Source organism: Halobacillus halophilus (assembly GCF_020171985.1).
GTDB classification, from domain to species: Bacteria; Bacillota; Bacilli; order Bacillales; family Halobacillaceae; genus Halobacillus; species Halobacillus halophilus_A.
The window spans coordinates 165275-182594 of sequence record NZ_JAIVAL010000004.1 but is presented as its reverse complement, the minus strand read 5'-3'; the positions used below and the strand labels follow the sequence as shown (position 1 = coordinate 182594).

The window sequence follows — 17320 nt, the reverse complement described above, 5'->3', positions numbered from 1 at the left end:
AAGCTTATAGAAAGCTTAACGGAACAAGTTTCACATTTAAGGAAGCTTGCCATAACAGACTTAAAGATTGACTATCCTGTAAATTCCAGTTTACGAAAGGTGATTTTGTGCTACAATAAGAACAAACGTTCGTGTTAAGGAGTTGATTAACTATGGATAGTCGCAATCGGGACCGGGGTACAATTAAGTGGACATCATTAATGCTGCCGGAGCACGTAGAGATGATAAGGAAATTATGGAAGGAAGATGAGCGGGTAGAGAAAGGAATGATGGATGAACAGAAAGCCATTGAGATTGATTTTTTACTGCAGCGGGCTTTGAACGACGATTTGACGGTACGGGTCAAAATTCATAATGGTTTTGAATATGAAGAGATTCCAATAAAAATGGAGTACATTCATAAGCTGAAGCGCAAAGTTTATGGGGTGCACTGGGAAACGAAAGAAAAAGTTCAAATTTCTCTGGATGATCTTACTGATGTTTCAATTATTTAGGTAAAAAAATGTTCACAAAATGTTCACTAAAAAATGATCGAAAGGGTACTCGGAATCTTGACGTACTGGCAGAATGGGTAATATATTTAGTAACACATGGTTATACATGTATTACTAGGACAAAGAAAACGACCGGGTTGCCGCCGGTCGTTTTCTTTGTCTTTTTTTAATTATTGCATGCAAGCCCTTCATCTAAAAGAACCAGTCTACTACATCCTTGAACCATGGATCGTTTTTAAACTCATTTTCGATTTCTTCTTTGTCCTTATCCTCATCTCCGCCGCAAACCTCTTTTGGAATGTCGCTTTTATCCATATACATGAGGCGTTCTTTTGGACAATTAGGGCCGGACTTGTGACCAGTTTCAGGATCAATATAAACCCCTTTCACACCCAGGGGCGGAATAAAGGCTGCGGAGGGTAGTGGTTCATGGATCGCCTCCATGGTGTCTGCCCAAACAGCTTTGGCATATCTTCTTTCGTTGAATGTTTCAAGTTTTCTTCCGCCTTCATCATGGCCCACCCAAACTCCTGATACAAATTGAGGGCTAAAGCCTATCATCCAGCTGTCATAATCCGTGGTACCGGATTTTCCACCGTACATACGAGTTAGTTTTCCTTTAATAGGAGTGCCTGTAACAGACGCATATCCATCAAGAGAAGAGTCAAACATCCCTGTCATCATGTGGGTAATCGTAAAGGCACGAGTAGGATCTATTTCCTTATCTTTATTAAAAACTGGCTGATATTCATAAAGTATATTTTCGTGCCGGTCTGTAATTTTCTCAATGGTATGCCCTTCAAGAGATTCAGAGCCTTTTACCATTTTTCCGTAGGCACTCACCATTTCATACAGAGAAATAGAGGTAGAACCAAGGGCAAGAGAAGGAACAGGTTTAGCTCGACTCGAAATTCCAAATGTGTCCAGTGTTTTCACCAGCTTGTCGGGCCCAATATCCATGTTGGTGGCTACAGCATAAATATTGTCAGAAACCGCCAGTGCCTGAGCCATTGTAATCGGTTTATCCGCGTACTGATCCCCAAAATTGGTTGGACTGTAGACTTTTCCGTTATCTCCTATTTGAAAATCAGTCGGTTTACTTTCGATCATTGTAACCGGCGAGTAGCCTTCTGCGAGCGCGGCGTAATATAGAAATGGTTTAATGGTCGATCCCACCTGGCGCTTAGCCTGTGTAGCTCGATTATAAGCACTGGTTTCATAATCTCGGCCGCCAATTAACGCTGTGACCGCACCGTTATGACTGTTCATAATAGCGGCAGCAATTTGGATATCTTCATCTGCTGATATATTTCGCTCAATTTGTTTTTCAAGCGTATTCTGGTGATCCTCTATGAGCGTGGTATGAATGTGATAGCCGCCTGTTTTAACTTCCTCGGCTGTAATATCTAGAATTCTGGCAGCCTCTGCGACGACCTGGTCCTGAAAGTAGGGAGCTGCTTCTTTCTCAGAGCTTTCAGAGTGATCCGAGTAGACAAGGCTTGCTTCCACCGCTTCATTTTTTTCAGAAGAAGTAATAAACCCGTTTTTCTCCATTTCTCCCAAGATCAATTTTTGCCGTGAGGCCGCGTTTTCCGCATTGTTCAGAGGAGAATAATAGCTGGGACCTTTCGGAACGCCTGCAAGCATAGAGGCTTCGGTCAGCGTTAATTCCTCTGCGTTTTTATTAAAATAATAACGGCTCGCTGCTTCAATTCCATAGGCTCCATGGCCATAGTAGATTGTGTTTAAGTAGCCTTCCAGAATTTCATCTTTATTATAAAAGATCTCCAGTCTGAGGGCATAGAGAGCCTCTTGGATTTTTCTCTTCCATGTTTTATCATGTGATAAATAAAGATTACGAGCGTACTGCTGAGTAATGGTGCTCGCTCCTTCCACCATTCTCATCTGTTTAAGGTCGGTTAAAGCAGCACCAGCAATTCGTTTGAAATCAAAGCCGAAATGATCGTAGAATCGACGGTCCTCAATAGCGATTGTCGCTTCTTTAATAGCATCCGGCATTTCGTCTACGGTAATCCAGTATCGTTCTTCCGCTCCGTGGTCTTCCCCAATGATATTCTCTCCCTGACTATAATAAACCGTATTCTGCTCAGTCATTAGGGAAGGAGGACCCTGGGTAATGGCGAACCCTAAGACAAACACAATTCCGGCTCCTGTTAACACAAGACCGATCAATGTCCATTTGAGCGCTCGCTTTGACCAGCGGTATGTTGTTCGTATAAAAAGGATCATTCTTCTAGACTCCCAACTGTTAAGAATGAATAAAGACTGCTATTATTATGTGAGAATACGTAGTAAAATAAACCTCTCATGACGAATTATGTAATAGAGAACTATGGATATACAAAGGAGAATGCATAGATGAGCACGTGGTTTACTGAGAAGCAAACAGAAAATTTCGGAATAACGGCTAAAGTTAAACAGTCCCTTCATAATGAAAAAACAGACTTTCAAGAGTTAGACATGCTTGAGACAGAAGAGTGGGGCAACATGCTCGTACTCGACGACATGGTTATGACCACGGAAAAAGATGAGTTTGTTTACCATGAGATGCTTGCCCATGTGCCGCTCCATACTCATCCGAGCCCGAAACAGGTTCTTGTAGTAGGCGGTGGAGATGGCGGTGTGATTCGTGAAGTATTGAAGCATGAAAGTGTTGAAAAAGCCACGCTTGTAGAAATTGACGGGAAAGTTATAGAATACTCCAAACAATACCTACCTTCTATTGCCGGTGCTCTGGACGATGAGCGGGTAGAGGTTAAGGTAGCAGATGGCTTCATGCATATTGCGGAAAGTGAACGTGCTTATGACATCATTATGGTAGATTCTACGGAACCCGTGGGTCCTGCTGTTAATCTATTTTCAAAAGGCTTCTACGAAGGAATCGCGAAAGCATTAAAAGAAGACGGAATCTTCGTTGCTCAGACTGATAACCCCTGGTTTAAGGCTGATTTAATTCGACAGGTTTACGGAGATGTGAAAGAAACATTTCCGATCACCAAAGTGTACACGGCCAATATACCAACTTACCCAAGCGGGCTTTGGACGTTTACCATGGGGAGTAAAATCTATGATCCGCTGCAGGTGCCTGCTCATCGGTTTGCAGAGATGGAAACGAAGTATTATACAGAGGAGCTTCACCAGGCCTGTTTTGCTTTACCCAAATTCGTTAAAGACTTGACGAAAGGGTGAGTTCGATGAGATTTGATGAAGCCTATTCTGGAAAAGTTTTTATCATGAGCCGGGCTTCCGAACAGGAAGCGGATGCCGTAATTTACGGGATGCCAATGGACTGGACGGTCAGCTTCCGTCCAGGCTCCCGATTTGGCCCGAGCCGCATTCGCGAAGCCTCGATTGGGCTTGAAGAATACAGTCCTTATCTGGATAGACATTTAGAGGAAATTAAGTACCACGATGCAGGTGATTTGCTTCTCCCCTTTGGGAATCCCCAGAAAAGTATTGATATTATTGAAGATTATATGGATGAACTTCTGGAGAAAGGGAAAATACCTTTCGGACTAGGCGGCGAGCATCTGGTCACTTGGCCCGTCTTAAAAGCGATGTACAGGAAATATCCAGAGCTTGCTGTCCTTCATATTGATGCTCACGCTGACCTCAGGGAGGAATATGAAGGCGAGGCGCTATCCCATTCTACTCCTCTTAGGAAAGCGTGCGAGCTGATCGGAGCTGAAAATGTGTATTCATTCGGTATCCGCTCAGGGATGAGGGAAGAGTTTCAATATGCTGAAGAAAGCGGTATGTTCATGGCGAGATATGAAGTGTTTGAGCCTTTGCAAAAAATTCTACCGAAACTATCTGGGCGACCCGTGTATGTAACCATTGATATTGATGTGCTTGACCCCGCTTATGCTCCGGGTACAGGGACAGCAGAAGCAGGAGGGATTTCCTCTAAGGAGCTTCTTGCTTCGATTCATGAGATTGCAGGCAGCGATTTAAACGTGGTAGGGGCTGACCTTGTTGAAGTGGCTCCCGCTTATGATCCGACTGAAAAGACCCCGATCGCAGCCAGTAAATTCTTACGCGAAATGCTTTTGGGGTTTGTAAAATAAATGATAGAATGAAACAGCCGCTATGATTTTTCATAGGGGCTTTTCTATATGAGATGAATAAAGGAGCGCTTCTTTTGGATAAAAAGATTATAGGCATTACGCTTACGTATGCCATTATCATGATGAGTCTTATTCTTGTAACGTTTATAGGGGAATGGAACCCTTCAGGATATAGTTATTCGCTTAGTAATGAGACACTAACAATTGAAAAAGGACTAGTTTCTAAAGAAACCACTGAAATTGCTATCGAAGATCGAATCGATCAAGCAATCAGCTTTTCGTTATCCATCTCCGAGGAGAATCAGCAGTGGAGGATGGATGTCATTGTTATTGGCCTGTTGCTGCCATTTCTATTGTTATTGTTTGTTCCAGACCGCCGCCCATTTAAGAAACAATTATCTTATCCCTGGTTTGCGCTGATTGTCGCAGCACTTGTCGTGTTATACGCAAGTTATAGTGTACCGGCCCATATCACGGAGATTAGTGATATCCAAAATCAGGTGGACGCGTTGGTTCAAGAGTAACGAAGCCAGGGGCTACTCTTGCGTTTTTGTGAATGAATTCTTATAATAAACAAGTTATAGTGTACGTAAACCCTTTGGAGGGAGGACGAAGAAAAAATGACAAGTAATGCTAAGGACATCCAGGTGCAGCTCGTTACGGAAATCAGAGACACGGATCGCAAAGAGACGATGGAAGTAAACGAAGCCGGTCAATTTTTTGCGCGTGGCCAGACTCAAGTGATTACTTTTACAGAACATCCTGATGAAGGGGATCCTGTAAATACGATGATCACCGTTAAGCCAGGGCATGTCAGTATAAAGCGAAGCGGTGGTATAGATATGCGTCAGGTTTTTCAGCCTGAAGTAGAAACAGAGAATTTATATCATCATACTTATGGTGATTTCCATATGAAAACTTATACAGAAGAAATGGAGTTCAGTTCCCTTGATGAAGCAATGGGCGGCCGATTATTTCTTCATTATCAGATGACTTTGAATCATGAAGTAACGCAGGATCATCGATTGACATTGACGTTTGAGGAGGAGAGTGGATCATGAATATCGTTGAACAAATGGAAGAAAATCTGAAGAAGGAAATCGTCCGCGCCGTGCTTTCAGCTGAGCTTGCCGGAGAAGGGGAAATGCCGGAGGTTGTATTAGAACAGCCAAAGGATAAAGCTCACGGCGATTATGCCACAAACATGGCGATGCAGCTCGCCAGAATAGCAAAGAAGAACCCTCGTGCAATTGCTTCAGAGCTAGTTGAACAATTTGATCGATCACAAGCCTCAATAGAAAAGATAGAAATTGCAGGCCCAGGCTTCATTAATTTCTATATGAACAATCAGTACTTAACTGAACTGGTTCCTTCCATTCTCGAAGCGGACAGTCAGTATGGCCGCAGCGAGAGTGGAAAAGGTCATAAGGTTCAAGTAGAATTTGTCTCCGCTAACCCGACTGGAACCTTGCACCTTGGACATGCAAGGGGAGCAGCAGTAGGGGACTCATTATGCAACGTGCTGGATGCTGCAGGCTACGATGTTTCCAGAGAGTACTATATTAACGACGCCGGGAACCAAATGGCTAATCTCGCTCTTTCTGTAGAAGCACGTTACATGCAGGCATTAGGGAAAGATTGGGAGATGCCGGAAGATGGATATCACGGCCGTGATATCGTAGAACTCGGGAAAAAGCTTGCTTCTGAAGCAGGAGAAAAATGGACAGAGGAATCTGAAGAAGATCGTTTGAAGTTCTTCCGTGAGTACGGTTTACAATATGAATTGAATAAGATTAAAACGGATCTGGAAGAATTCAGAGTCCCTTTTGATGAATGGTTCTCAGAAACTTCGCTATATGAAGGCGACCGGATTGAAAATGCACTGCAGGTTCTGAAAGAAAAAGACTATGTCTATGAAAAAGATGGAGCCACCTGGTTTGAGACGACAAAATTCAGCGATGATAAAGATCGCGTACTCATTAAAAATGATGGCACGTACACCTATCTGACACCGGATATCGCGTATCACAAAAACAAACTGGACCGCGGCTTTGATACACTTATCAATATTTGGGGTGCTGATCATCATGGCTATATTCCACGTATGAAAGCAGCTATTCAAGCCCTGGGCTATGATGAAGATACACTTGAAGTAGAGATTATTCAAATGGTCAATCTCTTCCAGAATGGCGAGAAGGTAAAAATGAGTAAGCGTACAGGAAAAGCAGTTACGCTACGTGAATTGATGGAAGAAGTCGGTATTGATGCGATGCGTTATTTCTTCTCTATGCGTTCCAGCGACTCGCATTTGGATTTTGATATGGACCTCGCCCGCTCAGAATCTAATGAAAATCCAGTTTATTATGTGCAGTACGCTCATGCCCGCATATGTACGATGCTGAAACAGGCAGAGGAAAAGGGATTAATGGATGGTACGTTTAACGGAAGTCTTTTAACAGCTGAAAAAGAAGAGGATCTACTAAAAAGACTTGGTGAATTTCCGCAGCTGGTCGCAGATGCTGCAGAAAAAAGAACTCCTCACCGTGTGACTCAGTATGCTTTTGATCTAGCCTCTAATCTTCACAGTTTCTACAATGCGGAGAAAGTACTCGATCAGGAAAATCCGGAACTTACAGCTTCACGGCTTTCCCTAATGAAAGCTGTTCGCATTACGCTGAGCAATGCGCTGAAAATCATCGGCGTTTCAGCACCAGAACAGATGTAAGTTCATAAAATGACTAAAGGGCGTCTTCGCATAAAAAAAGAGCAGGGCGCTCTTTTTTTTGTGGCATTCCTTATGAGTGCATAAAGCTGTCCGGTTGATTGATAAAATAGGAACAATAAAGTTTGGTATTGAAAGAAAGCGTAAAGGATAGATGATGAAAAGGAGGACGAACTTGTGAAAGAAATTATTTTAGCTTTAGTCACTGGTTTAGTCGTTGGCATTGTGTTCGCGGCTTTAAAACTTCCGATCCCAGCCCCGCCGGCACTGGCTGGAGTAGCTGGTATCGTCGGTATATACTTAGGTTTTAAAGTTATGATGTGGATAGGACCTGTGTTTACGGAAATCTTTAAATAAATCAAAGTAAAGGTCGCAGCGTGGCTGCGATTTTTTCATTGATTTTTGTGCTTAGAGAGCGATTTTTAAGCCAGCTTTCATCAAATAGTATGGCATCTTTCATATCTTGAAAATAATCTTCACGAACGGCAGCGATAAACGTTTTGTCATAGACGTAAGTGTTCACTTCTTTATTTAAAAAGAAGCTTCTTCTGTCAAAATTAGCAGTACCTATATCTGCAAATTCTCCATCCACTATGAATACTTTTGAATGGTAAAATCCTGCATCAAAAAATTTAATTTGGGCTCCTCTTTGATAAAGCTCGTTTAGAAAAACGATCCCGGCTTCCTTAACAAACGGATGATCTGATTTCATAGGGACCAGAATGTGTAGTTCAATTCCGTTTTTTAAAGCATTTTTTAACGATTGAAGCAGTTCAGGGGTAGGAATGAAGTAAGGCGTACCAATGATAATTTCTTTTGAAGCAGAGTGGATCATTCGCTTGAATTCCTCCGTCACACCGATTCCATCTGTGGCGACCACACATACTTTCTTTCCTTCAGAGTGATTTGTATTGATAACAGTTAACTTCTCCCCAGTTGATTCTTCCCAGTCTTTTATGAACACTGCATGCAGTTTCTCCACAACTTCCCCCGTATAACGCAAATGGTAATCACGCCAGTCTCCAAATTTAGGGTTATGGCCAGTATAGTTGCTCCCCACATTAAACCCTCCGATATAGGCGACTTTTCCATCAATCACTGTAATTTTTCGGTGGTTTCTCCGATTTAAATGATAGAAAAACAATGGGAATCCAGGTTTTTCAGCAAATGCAAAGTGAACTCCAGCTTCTTTAAGTTCATTCCTTATCTGTTTATTGATCTGATAACACCCCAGGCGATCACCAAGTAGACGAACGGCTACTCCTTCCTGCGCCTTTTTCTTTAATAAGTCTAAAAAATTTCTGCCAAGTTCATCCTGATCAATGATAAAAAAACTGATGTCGACTCTTACTTTAGCATCAGTAATATCCTGAAAGAATGATTCAAAGAGCGTTAATCCTTCAGAAAAAAGTTCGTATTGACCGTGTGTCTTTACAATATTTATCGGATTTCCTGTTTTATTGTGGGATATTTGTCCCATTTTAAAATCTGCAATTAACAGTAAAATAAAGGTAGTGATGCTAATTAGTATGATTACGACTATCATGATTCCACCTCCCAATGCCATCTGCCACTTAGTCTTCCCATATGATCTCTTTTCAATAGGAAAAAAATGAAAACATGTTGACTGAATGCTCATTCATAATTTATAGTAAAGCTATAAGATTCAGAAATTTCTAAGTTTCTGATCAGATAAAATGGAGAATCGCATCTGCGATAACAACCAAGAGGGGGAGAACAAATGAATCCGTTGTTACTTGCAAACTGGATTTTGTTCCTTGGCGTTACGATTTATGGATTATACTTATTTGTAAGCGTTGTCCGTACACGTATCGCTTATATTAAGATGGGGAAGAAATTTGAGTTTGATGGTAAGATTAAAAGACGTCTGCAGAAGATTGGGATTTATGTGTTTGGTCAAAAGAAACTGTTGAAGGACAAGAAATCTGGAGCTATTCACGTTATGATGTTCTACGGTTTTATACTTGTTCAGTTTGGGGCCATTGATTTTATTTGGAAAGGACTGGCTCCTGACTCGCATTTACCGCTTGGGCCGTTTTATCCAGGATTTACATTTTTTCAGGAAATTGTAACGCTAACGATTATTGTAGCTGTGATTTGGGCGTTTTACCGCCGTTATATAGAAAAACTCGTCCGTTTAAAGAGAAGTTTTAAAGCAGGACTTGTACTTATTTTTATTGGAACATTGATGTTCACGGTTCTTGTAGGTAATGGTATGGGAATGATCTGGCACGGCCATGAAGGGGCCTGGACAGAACCTGTTGCGACGGTTATTGCAAGCGCTTTCGCTTGGCTTCCTCCGGCAGCTGCTGCTACTGTATTCTTTATTATGTGGTGGATTCACCTCCTCATTCTGCTTACTTTCCTTGTGTATGTGCCGCAATCCAAGCATGCGCACTTGCTGGCAGCACCAGTTAACGTTTTCTTAAGCCGTGAAGATCCTCCAGGTAAACTGAAACCTATTAATTTTGAAATGGATGAAGAAGCAGACGAAGAGGATGTTTCCTTTGGTGTTGGAAAAATTGAGGAATTGAACCAACTGCAGATGATTGATCTGTATGCCTGTGTGGAGTGTGGACGCTGTACCAATGTCTGTCCTGCTTCCGGATCAGGTAAAATGCTCTCACCAATGGATTTACTTATTAAAATGAGAGATCATTTGACTGAAAAAGGTGCCGCTGTTACGGGGCAGTCACCCTGGGTTCCTGCTTATGCCTTCTCAGGCACGGAAGGAAACACATTGGCTCAGATGGCACGCACTAAGGGGACAGATGAAGCGGCAGCTGCTGTGGAAGCTGCTCATAATAAAAACTTAATCGGCGATGTCATTACTGAGGAAGAGTTATGGGCCTGCACCACTTGTCGTAATTGTGAAGATGCATGCCCGGTTATGAATGAACACGTAGATAAGATCATCGACCTTCGCCGCTATCTTGTTCTTACAGAAGGAAAAATGGATCCTGATGGTCAAAGAGCGATGATGAATATTGAACGCCAGGGGAATCCGTGGGGACTTTCCAAGAAGGAAAGAGAAGACTGGAGAAGCCTTGATGAAGAAGCTCATATCCCTACAGTAAAAGAACTGAAGAAATCAGGAGAAGAATTCGAATATCTTTTTTGGGTCAGTTCAATGGGATCTTACGATAACCGGAGTCAGAAAATCGCCGTTGCTTTTGCTAAGCTTATGAATAAAGCCGGCATTAAATTTGCCATTCTCGGTAATAAAGAGCAAAATTCCGGTGATACAGCACGCCGCATGGGTAACGAGTTTCTATTCCAGGAACTGGCTGAGAAAAATATGAAAGAATTTGAGAAGAATGATGTGAAAAAAATTATTACCATTGATCCCCATGCTTATAACATTTTCAAGAATGAGTATCCGGATTTTGGTCTTGAAGCGGAAGTTTATCACCATACGGAAATGCTTTCTGAATGGTTGAAAGAAGGGCGCCTGAAGCCTGAAGGTGTAGTGAATGAAAAGATTACCTACCACGACAGCTGTTACTTGGGCCGTTACAACGAAGTATATCAACCACCTCGCGAAGTACTCGAAATGATTCCGGGCGTAGAGGTTGTCGAAATGAAGCGTAATCGATCCAATGGAATGTGCTGTGGAGCTGGCGGAGGCATGATGTGGATGGAAGAGAAATCAGGGAACCGTGTTAACGTAGCTCGTACAGAACAGGCTCTTGAAGTGGAACCAACGATGATTTCAAGTGGATGTCCATTCTGTCTCACCATGTTATCGGATGGTACTAAAGCTAAAGAAGTGGAAGAAGAAGTGAGTACAATGGATATAGCAGAGATCCTGGCCAAATCCATTTTTGAATCAACAGAGGAAAAGACAGCGTAATTAGTTGGAAGATCTGGTCAAATATCAGAAAAAAATTATGAAAATTGTGGAAAGTGTACACTATTTTAGGTACACTTTCCTTATGAGGACAAATTGAGCGAGCGTTCAATCGCCAATTTTGAAAGCGTTATCACAAAGGGGAGGAATTTAAAAATGCGTAAAACAGTAATCGTTTCAGGGGCTCGTACTCCATTTGGAAAATTCGGGGGCGCTCTTGCTCCTTTAACCGCTTCTCAGCTTGGAGGTATCGTGATTAAAGAGGCTTTAACGCGTGCTGGATATAAGGGTGAAGACGTAGATGAAGTGATCATGGGAAGCGTTTTACAAGGAGGACAGGGACAACTGCCATCCCGCCAGGCTGCGCGTGAAGCGGGAATTCCATGGCACGTGAAAACAGAGACAGTCAATAAGGTGTGCGCCTCTGGAATGCGGAGTGTAACGATGGCTGATCAGTTCATCCGTTTAGGCGAAGAGGATGTCATCGTAGCGGGCGGAATGGAAAGCATGAGTAATGCTCCTTATTTCATGCCAAAAGCACGATGGGGATTACGCATGGGGGACGCTCCTGTTAAAGATATGATGGTACACGATGGTCTCACCTGTTCATTCGAGAATGTGCATATGGGTAACTACGGAAACCGTACAGCTGAGGAATTCGAGTTAACACGTGAAGCGCAAGATGAGTGGTCGTATAACAGTCATCAGCGCGCATCCCAGGCCATTGAAAACGGAACGATGAGTGAGGAAATCGTGTCTGTAGAAGTGCCGCAGCGAAAAGGGGACCCGATTGTGGTCGACACAGACGAAGCACCACGAAAAAATACAACGGTAGAAGCTCTATCTAAACTGCGCCCTGTGTTCGACCAAAATGGAACGATTACGGCTGGTAATGCGCCGGGTGTCAACGATGGAGCATGTGCGATGCTGCTCATGTCTGATGAAAAAGCAAACGAACTAGGGTTGGAATCCCTGGCCACTGTCCTTGCTCATGATGAAATTGCCGTGGAAGCTCAAGACTTCCCGCAAACCCCGGGTCTGGTCATTAATAAACTATTGAAAAAAGCAGGAAAATCCATAGAAGACATTGATTTATTCGAAGTGAATGAAGCATTTGCAGCGGTGTCCTTAGCCAGCGGCAAAATCGCAGGCCTTGATCCTGAGAAAGTAAATGTGAACGGTGGAGCTGTAGCGCTTGGGCACCCGATCGGTGCAAGTGGAGCTCGAATTTTACTTACGCTTGCTTATGAATTGAAGCGCCGCGGAGGCGGCCTTGGAATTGCGGCTATTTGTTCCGGCGGCGGCCAGGGCGATGCCGTACTAATCGAAGTGCCAAAGGGATAAAGGAGGAGCTGCGGAATGTCAATTAACAAAATCATGGTCATCGGTGCAGGGCAAATGGGCGCAGGTATTGCACAGGTATTTGCTCAATCAGGCCTGCAGGTAAAGTTAAATGATTTAAATCAGGACGCTTTAGATAATGGGCTGGATGGAATTAAAAAGAGGCTGGATCGAGCTGTGGAAAAAGGAAAGTTGTCGACTGAAGATAAAAATGAGGCAATGGAAAGGCTTTCAGGCACGACAGATATGCACGAAGCATCTGACTGTGATCTCGTAGTCGAAGCCGTGGTTGAAAATATGGATATAAAAACAAAAGTATTCAAGAGTCTGGATGAAATTATGCCTGACCATGCCATCTTAGCGTCGAATACATCTTCGCTTCCCATTACTGAGATTGCAGCATCAACAAATCGTCCTTCGCAGGTTATTGGAATGCACTTTATGAATCCAGTACCGGTAATGAAGCTGGTGGAAATCATCCGTGCCATCCAGACCAGTGACGAAACCTATCAAGCGATCGAAGATTTAACGAAAAAAATAAATAAATCGCCCGTTGAAGTAGAAGATTTTCCTGGTTTTGTTTCTAACCGCATCCTGATGCCTATGATTAATGAAGCGATTTACACCGTTCACGAAGGCGTAGCATCTCCGGAAGATGTGGACACAGTGATGAAGCTTGGTATGAACCATCCAATGGGTCCTTTGACTTTGGCTGATTTTATCGGTCTTGATACATGTCTGTATATTATGGAAGTCTTGCATGAAGGGTTCGGAGACAGCAAGTACCGGCCGTGTCCGCTGCTACGGAAATATGTGAAGGCAGGCTGGCTTGGAAAGAAATCGGGTCGAGGTTTTTACAGCTACGAATAACAGGTGAAGGAGACGGTGACGATGAATTTAACGTTTACAGATGAACAAGAGATGATGCGGAAGATGGTCCGTGATTTTGCTGAAAAAGAGGTCGCGCCCGCGGTTGAACGTATGGAGCAGGAAGATCGTTTTCCTGCCGAGCTGATCCCGAAGATGGGGGAGCTTGGCTTAATGGGAATTCCTATTCCGGAGAAGTACGGCGGAGCGGAAATGGATTATATATCTTATATTATAGCGATCCACGAGATCTCTAAGGTAAGTGCAACTCTTGGCGTCATTTTATCTGTTCATACGTCTGTGGGAACAAATCCGATTTTATATTTCGGTACCGAAGAGCAGAAAAATAAATACATTCCGAAGCTTGCAAGCGGCGAGTTCTTAGGTGCTTTTGCCCTGACCGAGCCAAGTGCAGGATCAGATGCTGGAAGTCTTAGAACGCGTGCTGTTAACAAGGGAGATCATTATGTTTTAAATGGATCGAAGGTATTCATTACAAATGGCGGGCATGCGGATACATTTATTGTATTTGCCCGTACGAACCCTGATATTCCAAGTGGAAAAGGATTAAGCGCTTTTATCATTGAACGGGATACGCCAGGATTTTCAATTGGTAGAGCAGAGAAGAAAATGGGAATGCATGGTTCAAGCACGGTGGAGTTAAATTTTGATCAATGTAAAGTTCCTGTTTCACAACTTCTAGGTGAAGAGGGAGAAGGTTATAAAATCGCCTTATCAAACTTAAATATGGGGAGAATTGGGATTGCTGCACAAGCTCTGGGTATTGCAGAAGCGGCTTATGAGCACGCTGTCGCCTACGCGAAGGAACGCGAGCAGTTTGGACGCCCCATTGCCAAGCACCAGGGAGTTTCGTTTAAGCTCGCTGATATGGCTACAGAAGTAGAGGCTTCTAAACTTCTTGTCTATCATGCGGCCTCTTTACAAGCGGCAGGAGTAAAATGCGGAAAAGAAGTGTCGATGGCTAAATTGATGGCATCTAAAACGGCGGTCAAATCAGCAATTGAAGCTGTGCAGGTGTACGGAGGATATGGATACACAGAGGATTACGCTGTGGAACGCTTTTTCAGGGATGCCAAAGTTTGCGAAATTTACGAAGGAACAAGTGAAATCCAGCGCATCGTGATCAGCAACCATTTGATTAGAGACTGAGGGGGAGACGAGAATGAATTTTACACTGACAGAAGAACAGGAAATGCTGAGGAAAATGGTAAGAGACTTTGCTAAAAATGAAGTAGAACCTACGGCAGCAGAACGTGATGAAGAAGAAAGATTTGATCGTGAAATTTTCGATAAAATGGCGGAGCTTGGATTAACTGGAATTCCATGGCCTGAAGAATATGGAGGGATAGGATCTGACTTCGTAAGCTACGCGATCGCTGTTGAGGAATTATCTCGTATTTGCGCCTCTACAGGGGTCACATTGTCTGCTCATATATCATTAGCCAGCTGGCCGATTTATAAGTTTGGGAATGAAGAACAGAAGAAGACCTACCTATCCCAACTCGCAACGGGAGAAAAACTAGGCGCTTATGCATTATCTGAGCCTGGAGCTGGAAGTGACGTTTCCTCCATGAAAACTCAAGCGAAATTAGATGGCGACCACTATGTGCTGAATGGTAATAAAGTGTGGATTACAAACGGTGGAGTGGCAGACATTTATATCGTATTTGCAAAAACCGACCCAGAAGCAGGGGGACGCGGGGTCAGCGGGTTTATCGTTGAGAAAGGAACGCCGGGATTTTCGTTTGGTAAGAAAGAGAAAAAGCTTGGTATCCGTTCTTCGCCGACAACCGAACTTATCTTTGAAGATTGTAAAATTCCTAAAGAAAACCTGCTCGGAAAAGAGGGGGAAGGTTTTAAAATTGCGATGATGACGTTAGACGGGGGAAGAAACGGTATAGCGGCTCAGGCAGTAGGAATTGCGCAGGGAGCATTGGATGAAGCGGTCGCCTATGCAAAAGATCGAGAGCAATTCGGCAAGCCGATTGCGAAGCTTCAGGGCATTTCTTTTAAGTTAGCCGATATGGCAACAGAGATAGAAGCGGCCCGTCTGCTCACTTACCAGGCAGCGTATTTTGAATCAGAAGGACTCCCATATTCAAAAGCTTCTGCCATGGCCAAATTGTATGCAGGGGATGCAGCGATGAGAATTACCACAGAAGCCGTACAAGTACATGGAGGCTATGGATACACCAAAGATTACCCTGTGGAACGTTATATGCGTGATGCGAAAATTACGCAGATTTATGAAGGGACGCAGGAAATCCAGCGTCTTGTAATCGGCCGAATGGTCAGCAGCTAACGAAAAAAGCTTCAAGCGGAAAGGGGCTGTCCCATGCATCCACTTGCAGAACGAATTCAAAAACAGGATATGCGAGCCCTTGCCCGCGCTATTACTCTTGTTGAAAATGATGATGACCAGAAATTAACATTCATGAGCGATATCTTTTCCATTAAAAAATCAGCTCATTACATCGGAATTACCGGGTCTCCGGGGGCAGGCAAGAGTTCAATGATTAACAGGCTTTTAACCTATTTACGCAGTCTGGATCTGAGTGTCGCGGTTATAGCGGTAGATCCTACAAGTCCATTCAGCGGCGGATCGCTGCTTGGGGACCGAACCAGAATGAACCAGCATTTCATGGATCCCGGGATTTTCATTCGCAGTATGGCGACAAGAGGGAGCCTGGGAGGGCTTGCGCGCGCCACCAAGGACGCGATCCGCATCTGTGACGCGTACGGATTTGATATAGTTCTCGTTGAAACGGTAGGGGTCGGTCAATCCGAACTGGATATTATGAAAGTTGTGGATACGACAGGACTCGTTTTAACTCCCAACAGCGGGGATGTGCTCCAAATCTTTAAAGCAGGCATTATGGAAATAGCTGACCTATTTGTTATTAATAAAGCGGATCTTCCTGGAGTCGAAAAGCTGAAGACAACCCTTGAGGAGTATATGATGATTGCTCAGCCTAAAGGGTGGGTGCCGCCTATAGTACAGACAATTTCCACAGAGAACCAGGGTATGGCTGAATTATATAGTCGTATGAAAGAGCATCAGGACTATCTTTATGAAACAAATCAAGGGTTCAAACGAAGGAAGCAGCAACTGACGCTTGAAGTCTATGAATTGATTCGTGAGGAAGTGTGGCGCGAAGTGAGAGATGCCATCGAAAAGGATTCTGCTAAGCTCAAGTCATTGAACGACGTGGAGGCAGATCCATACCAGCTGGCACACTCCTGGTTTCAAGAATGGATGAGTAAAGGAGAATGACGATGGCTGAAAACCAAGTTCCCTCTTCTATAAAAGATGAAGTCCTGGTTATAAAACGAAGAAATCAGATGATTAAAGGAGCGGTTACCCTATTTATTGAAAAAGGGTTCCACAAAACAACCACCCGTGAAATAGCGAAAGCATCTGGTTTTAGTATCGGTACCCTTTATGAATATATCCGTAAAAAGGAAGACGTGCTCTTTCTGGTCTGTGATTCTATTTACCAGCGCGTAAAGGAACGTATGGAAGCTTCTATTGATCCCACCCAGACAAGTATAAAGAGTCTAATTCATGCCATACAGTCCTATTTTCAGCTTATGGACGATATGCAGGATGAAGTTCTTGTGATGTATCAGGAAGTTAAATCACTCTCACGCGAGGCACAGGACTATGTCCTTCAAAAAGAACGAGATATGGTAGCCATGCTTGAGCAAGTGATTTTGAACAGCTTACCTGAACATCACTCAAAAGAGGAAGTTAAGCTGATTGCTAATAATATATTTGTGCAAGGACAAATGTGGGGGTTCAGGCGTTGGATTCTGCAGCGTTCTTTTACGCTGGAATCTTATACAGAAGGGCAAATTCAATTGCTCCTTCAAGGTCTGGACACCAGGGAAAGAGAACGATCCTAACTAAAGGAGG

The 17320-nt window shown here is 43.4% G+C and carries 16 protein-coding genes; 14 read left to right on the top strand and 2 right to left on the bottom strand.

Annotated features, from left to right (window positions below; all coding sequences use genetic code 11):
• The first annotated feature begins 152 nt into the window (after positions 1-152).
• Complete coding sequence (locus LCM11_RS09410) at positions 153-494, top strand: YolD-like family protein (RefSeq protein ID WP_224893987.1); 342 nt, start codon at positions 153-155, stop codon at positions 492-494.
• A gap of 192 nt (positions 495-686) precedes the next feature.
• On the opposite strand, the gene LCM11_RS09405 is transcribed toward LCM11_RS09410, so the two are convergent.
• A complete protein-coding gene (locus LCM11_RS09405) occupies positions 687-2744 on the bottom strand; it encodes a transglycosylase domain-containing protein (protein ID WP_224893986.1) in 2058 nt (685 codons plus the stop codon).
• Positions 2745-2873: 129 nt separating this feature from the next.
• On the opposite strand from LCM11_RS09405, the gene speE reads away from it, so the two are divergent.
• The 6 genes from speE to LCM11_RS09375 all read left to right on the top strand — a co-directional run bounded on the left by speE (position 2874) and on the right by LCM11_RS09375 (position 7661).
• Positions 2874-3704 (top strand): spermidine synthase, encoded by an 831-nt coding sequence (gene speE, locus LCM11_RS09400; protein ID WP_224893985.1) that lies wholly within the window; start codon positions 2874-2876, stop codon positions 3702-3704.
• Between the two features lie 5 nt (positions 3705-3709).
• Positions 3710-4582 carry an agmatinase gene (gene speB / locus LCM11_RS09395; protein ID WP_224893984.1) on the top strand — a complete coding sequence of 291 codons (873 nt, stop codon included), beginning with the start codon at positions 3710-3712 and terminating at the stop codon, positions 4580-4582.
• 74 nt (positions 4583-4656) lie between these two features.
• Positions 4657-5106: a hypothetical protein gene (locus tag LCM11_RS09390; RefSeq protein WP_224893983.1), complete on the top strand. Its 450-nt coding sequence runs from the start codon at positions 4657-4659 to the stop codon at positions 5104-5106.
• Between the two features lie 96 nt (positions 5107-5202).
• Entirely contained in the window at positions 5203-5643 is a 441-nt protein-coding gene (locus LCM11_RS09385) for a DUF1934 domain-containing protein (protein WP_224893982.1), read from the top strand.
• Complete coding sequence (gene argS, locus LCM11_RS09380) at positions 5640-7307, top strand: arginine--tRNA ligase (protein ID WP_224893981.1); 1668 nt, start codon at positions 5640-5642, stop codon at positions 7305-7307. The genes LCM11_RS09385 and argS overlap by 4 nt, the downstream gene beginning before the upstream one ends.
• Before the next feature lie 174 nt (positions 7308-7481).
• The gene (locus LCM11_RS09375) at positions 7482-7661 is read left to right on the top strand and encodes a XapX domain-containing protein (protein WP_224893980.1); all 180 of its coding nucleotides are present in this window, start codon (positions 7482-7484) and stop codon (positions 7659-7661) included.
• A gap of 1 nt (position 7662) precedes the next feature.
• Here the strand turns inward: LCM11_RS09375 and cls are convergent, their stop codons facing one another.
• Positions 7663-8850, bottom strand: coding sequence for a cardiolipin synthase (gene cls, locus LCM11_RS09370; protein ID WP_224893979.1), 1188 nt, complete (start codon positions 8848-8850; stop codon positions 7663-7665).
• 195 nt (positions 8851-9045) lie between these two features.
• On the opposite strand from cls, the gene LCM11_RS09365 reads away from it, so the two are divergent.
• From LCM11_RS09365 to LCM11_RS09335, 7 genes are all read left to right on the top strand, one after another.
• Entirely contained in the window at positions 9046-11178 is a 2133-nt protein-coding gene (locus LCM11_RS09365; RefSeq protein ID WP_224893978.1) for a heterodisulfide reductase-related iron-sulfur binding cluster, read from the top strand.
• A gap of 153 nt (positions 11179-11331) precedes the next feature.
• Positions 11332-12519, top strand: a complete 1188-nt coding sequence (locus LCM11_RS09360) for an acetyl-CoA C-acetyltransferase (protein WP_224893977.1) — start codon at positions 11332-11334, stop codon at positions 12517-12519.
• A 15-nt stretch (positions 12520-12534) separates the two neighbouring features.
• Positions 12535-13386 (top strand): 3-hydroxybutyryl-CoA dehydrogenase, encoded by an 852-nt coding sequence (locus LCM11_RS09355; RefSeq protein WP_224893976.1) that lies wholly within the window; start codon positions 12535-12537, stop codon positions 13384-13386.
• Positions 13387-13407: 21 nt separating this feature from the next.
• Positions 13408-14553: an acyl-CoA dehydrogenase gene (locus LCM11_RS09350; protein WP_224893975.1), complete on the top strand. Its 1146-nt coding sequence runs from the start codon at positions 13408-13410 to the stop codon at positions 14551-14553.
• Positions 14554-14566: 13 nt separating this feature from the next.
• Complete coding sequence (locus LCM11_RS09345; protein WP_014644862.1) at positions 14567-15706, top strand: acyl-CoA dehydrogenase; 1140 nt, start codon at positions 14567-14569, stop codon at positions 15704-15706.
• 33 nt (positions 15707-15739) lie between these two features.
• Positions 15740-16678 (top strand): methylmalonyl Co-A mutase-associated GTPase MeaB, encoded by a 939-nt coding sequence (gene meaB, locus LCM11_RS09340; protein ID WP_224893974.1) that lies wholly within the window; start codon positions 15740-15742, stop codon positions 16676-16678.
• Between the two features lie 2 nt (positions 16679-16680).
• Positions 16681-17310 (top strand): TetR/AcrR family transcriptional regulator, encoded by a 630-nt coding sequence (locus tag LCM11_RS09335; protein ID WP_224893973.1) that lies wholly within the window; start codon positions 16681-16683, stop codon positions 17308-17310.
• The last annotated feature ends 10 nt before the right edge of the window (positions 17311-17320 follow it).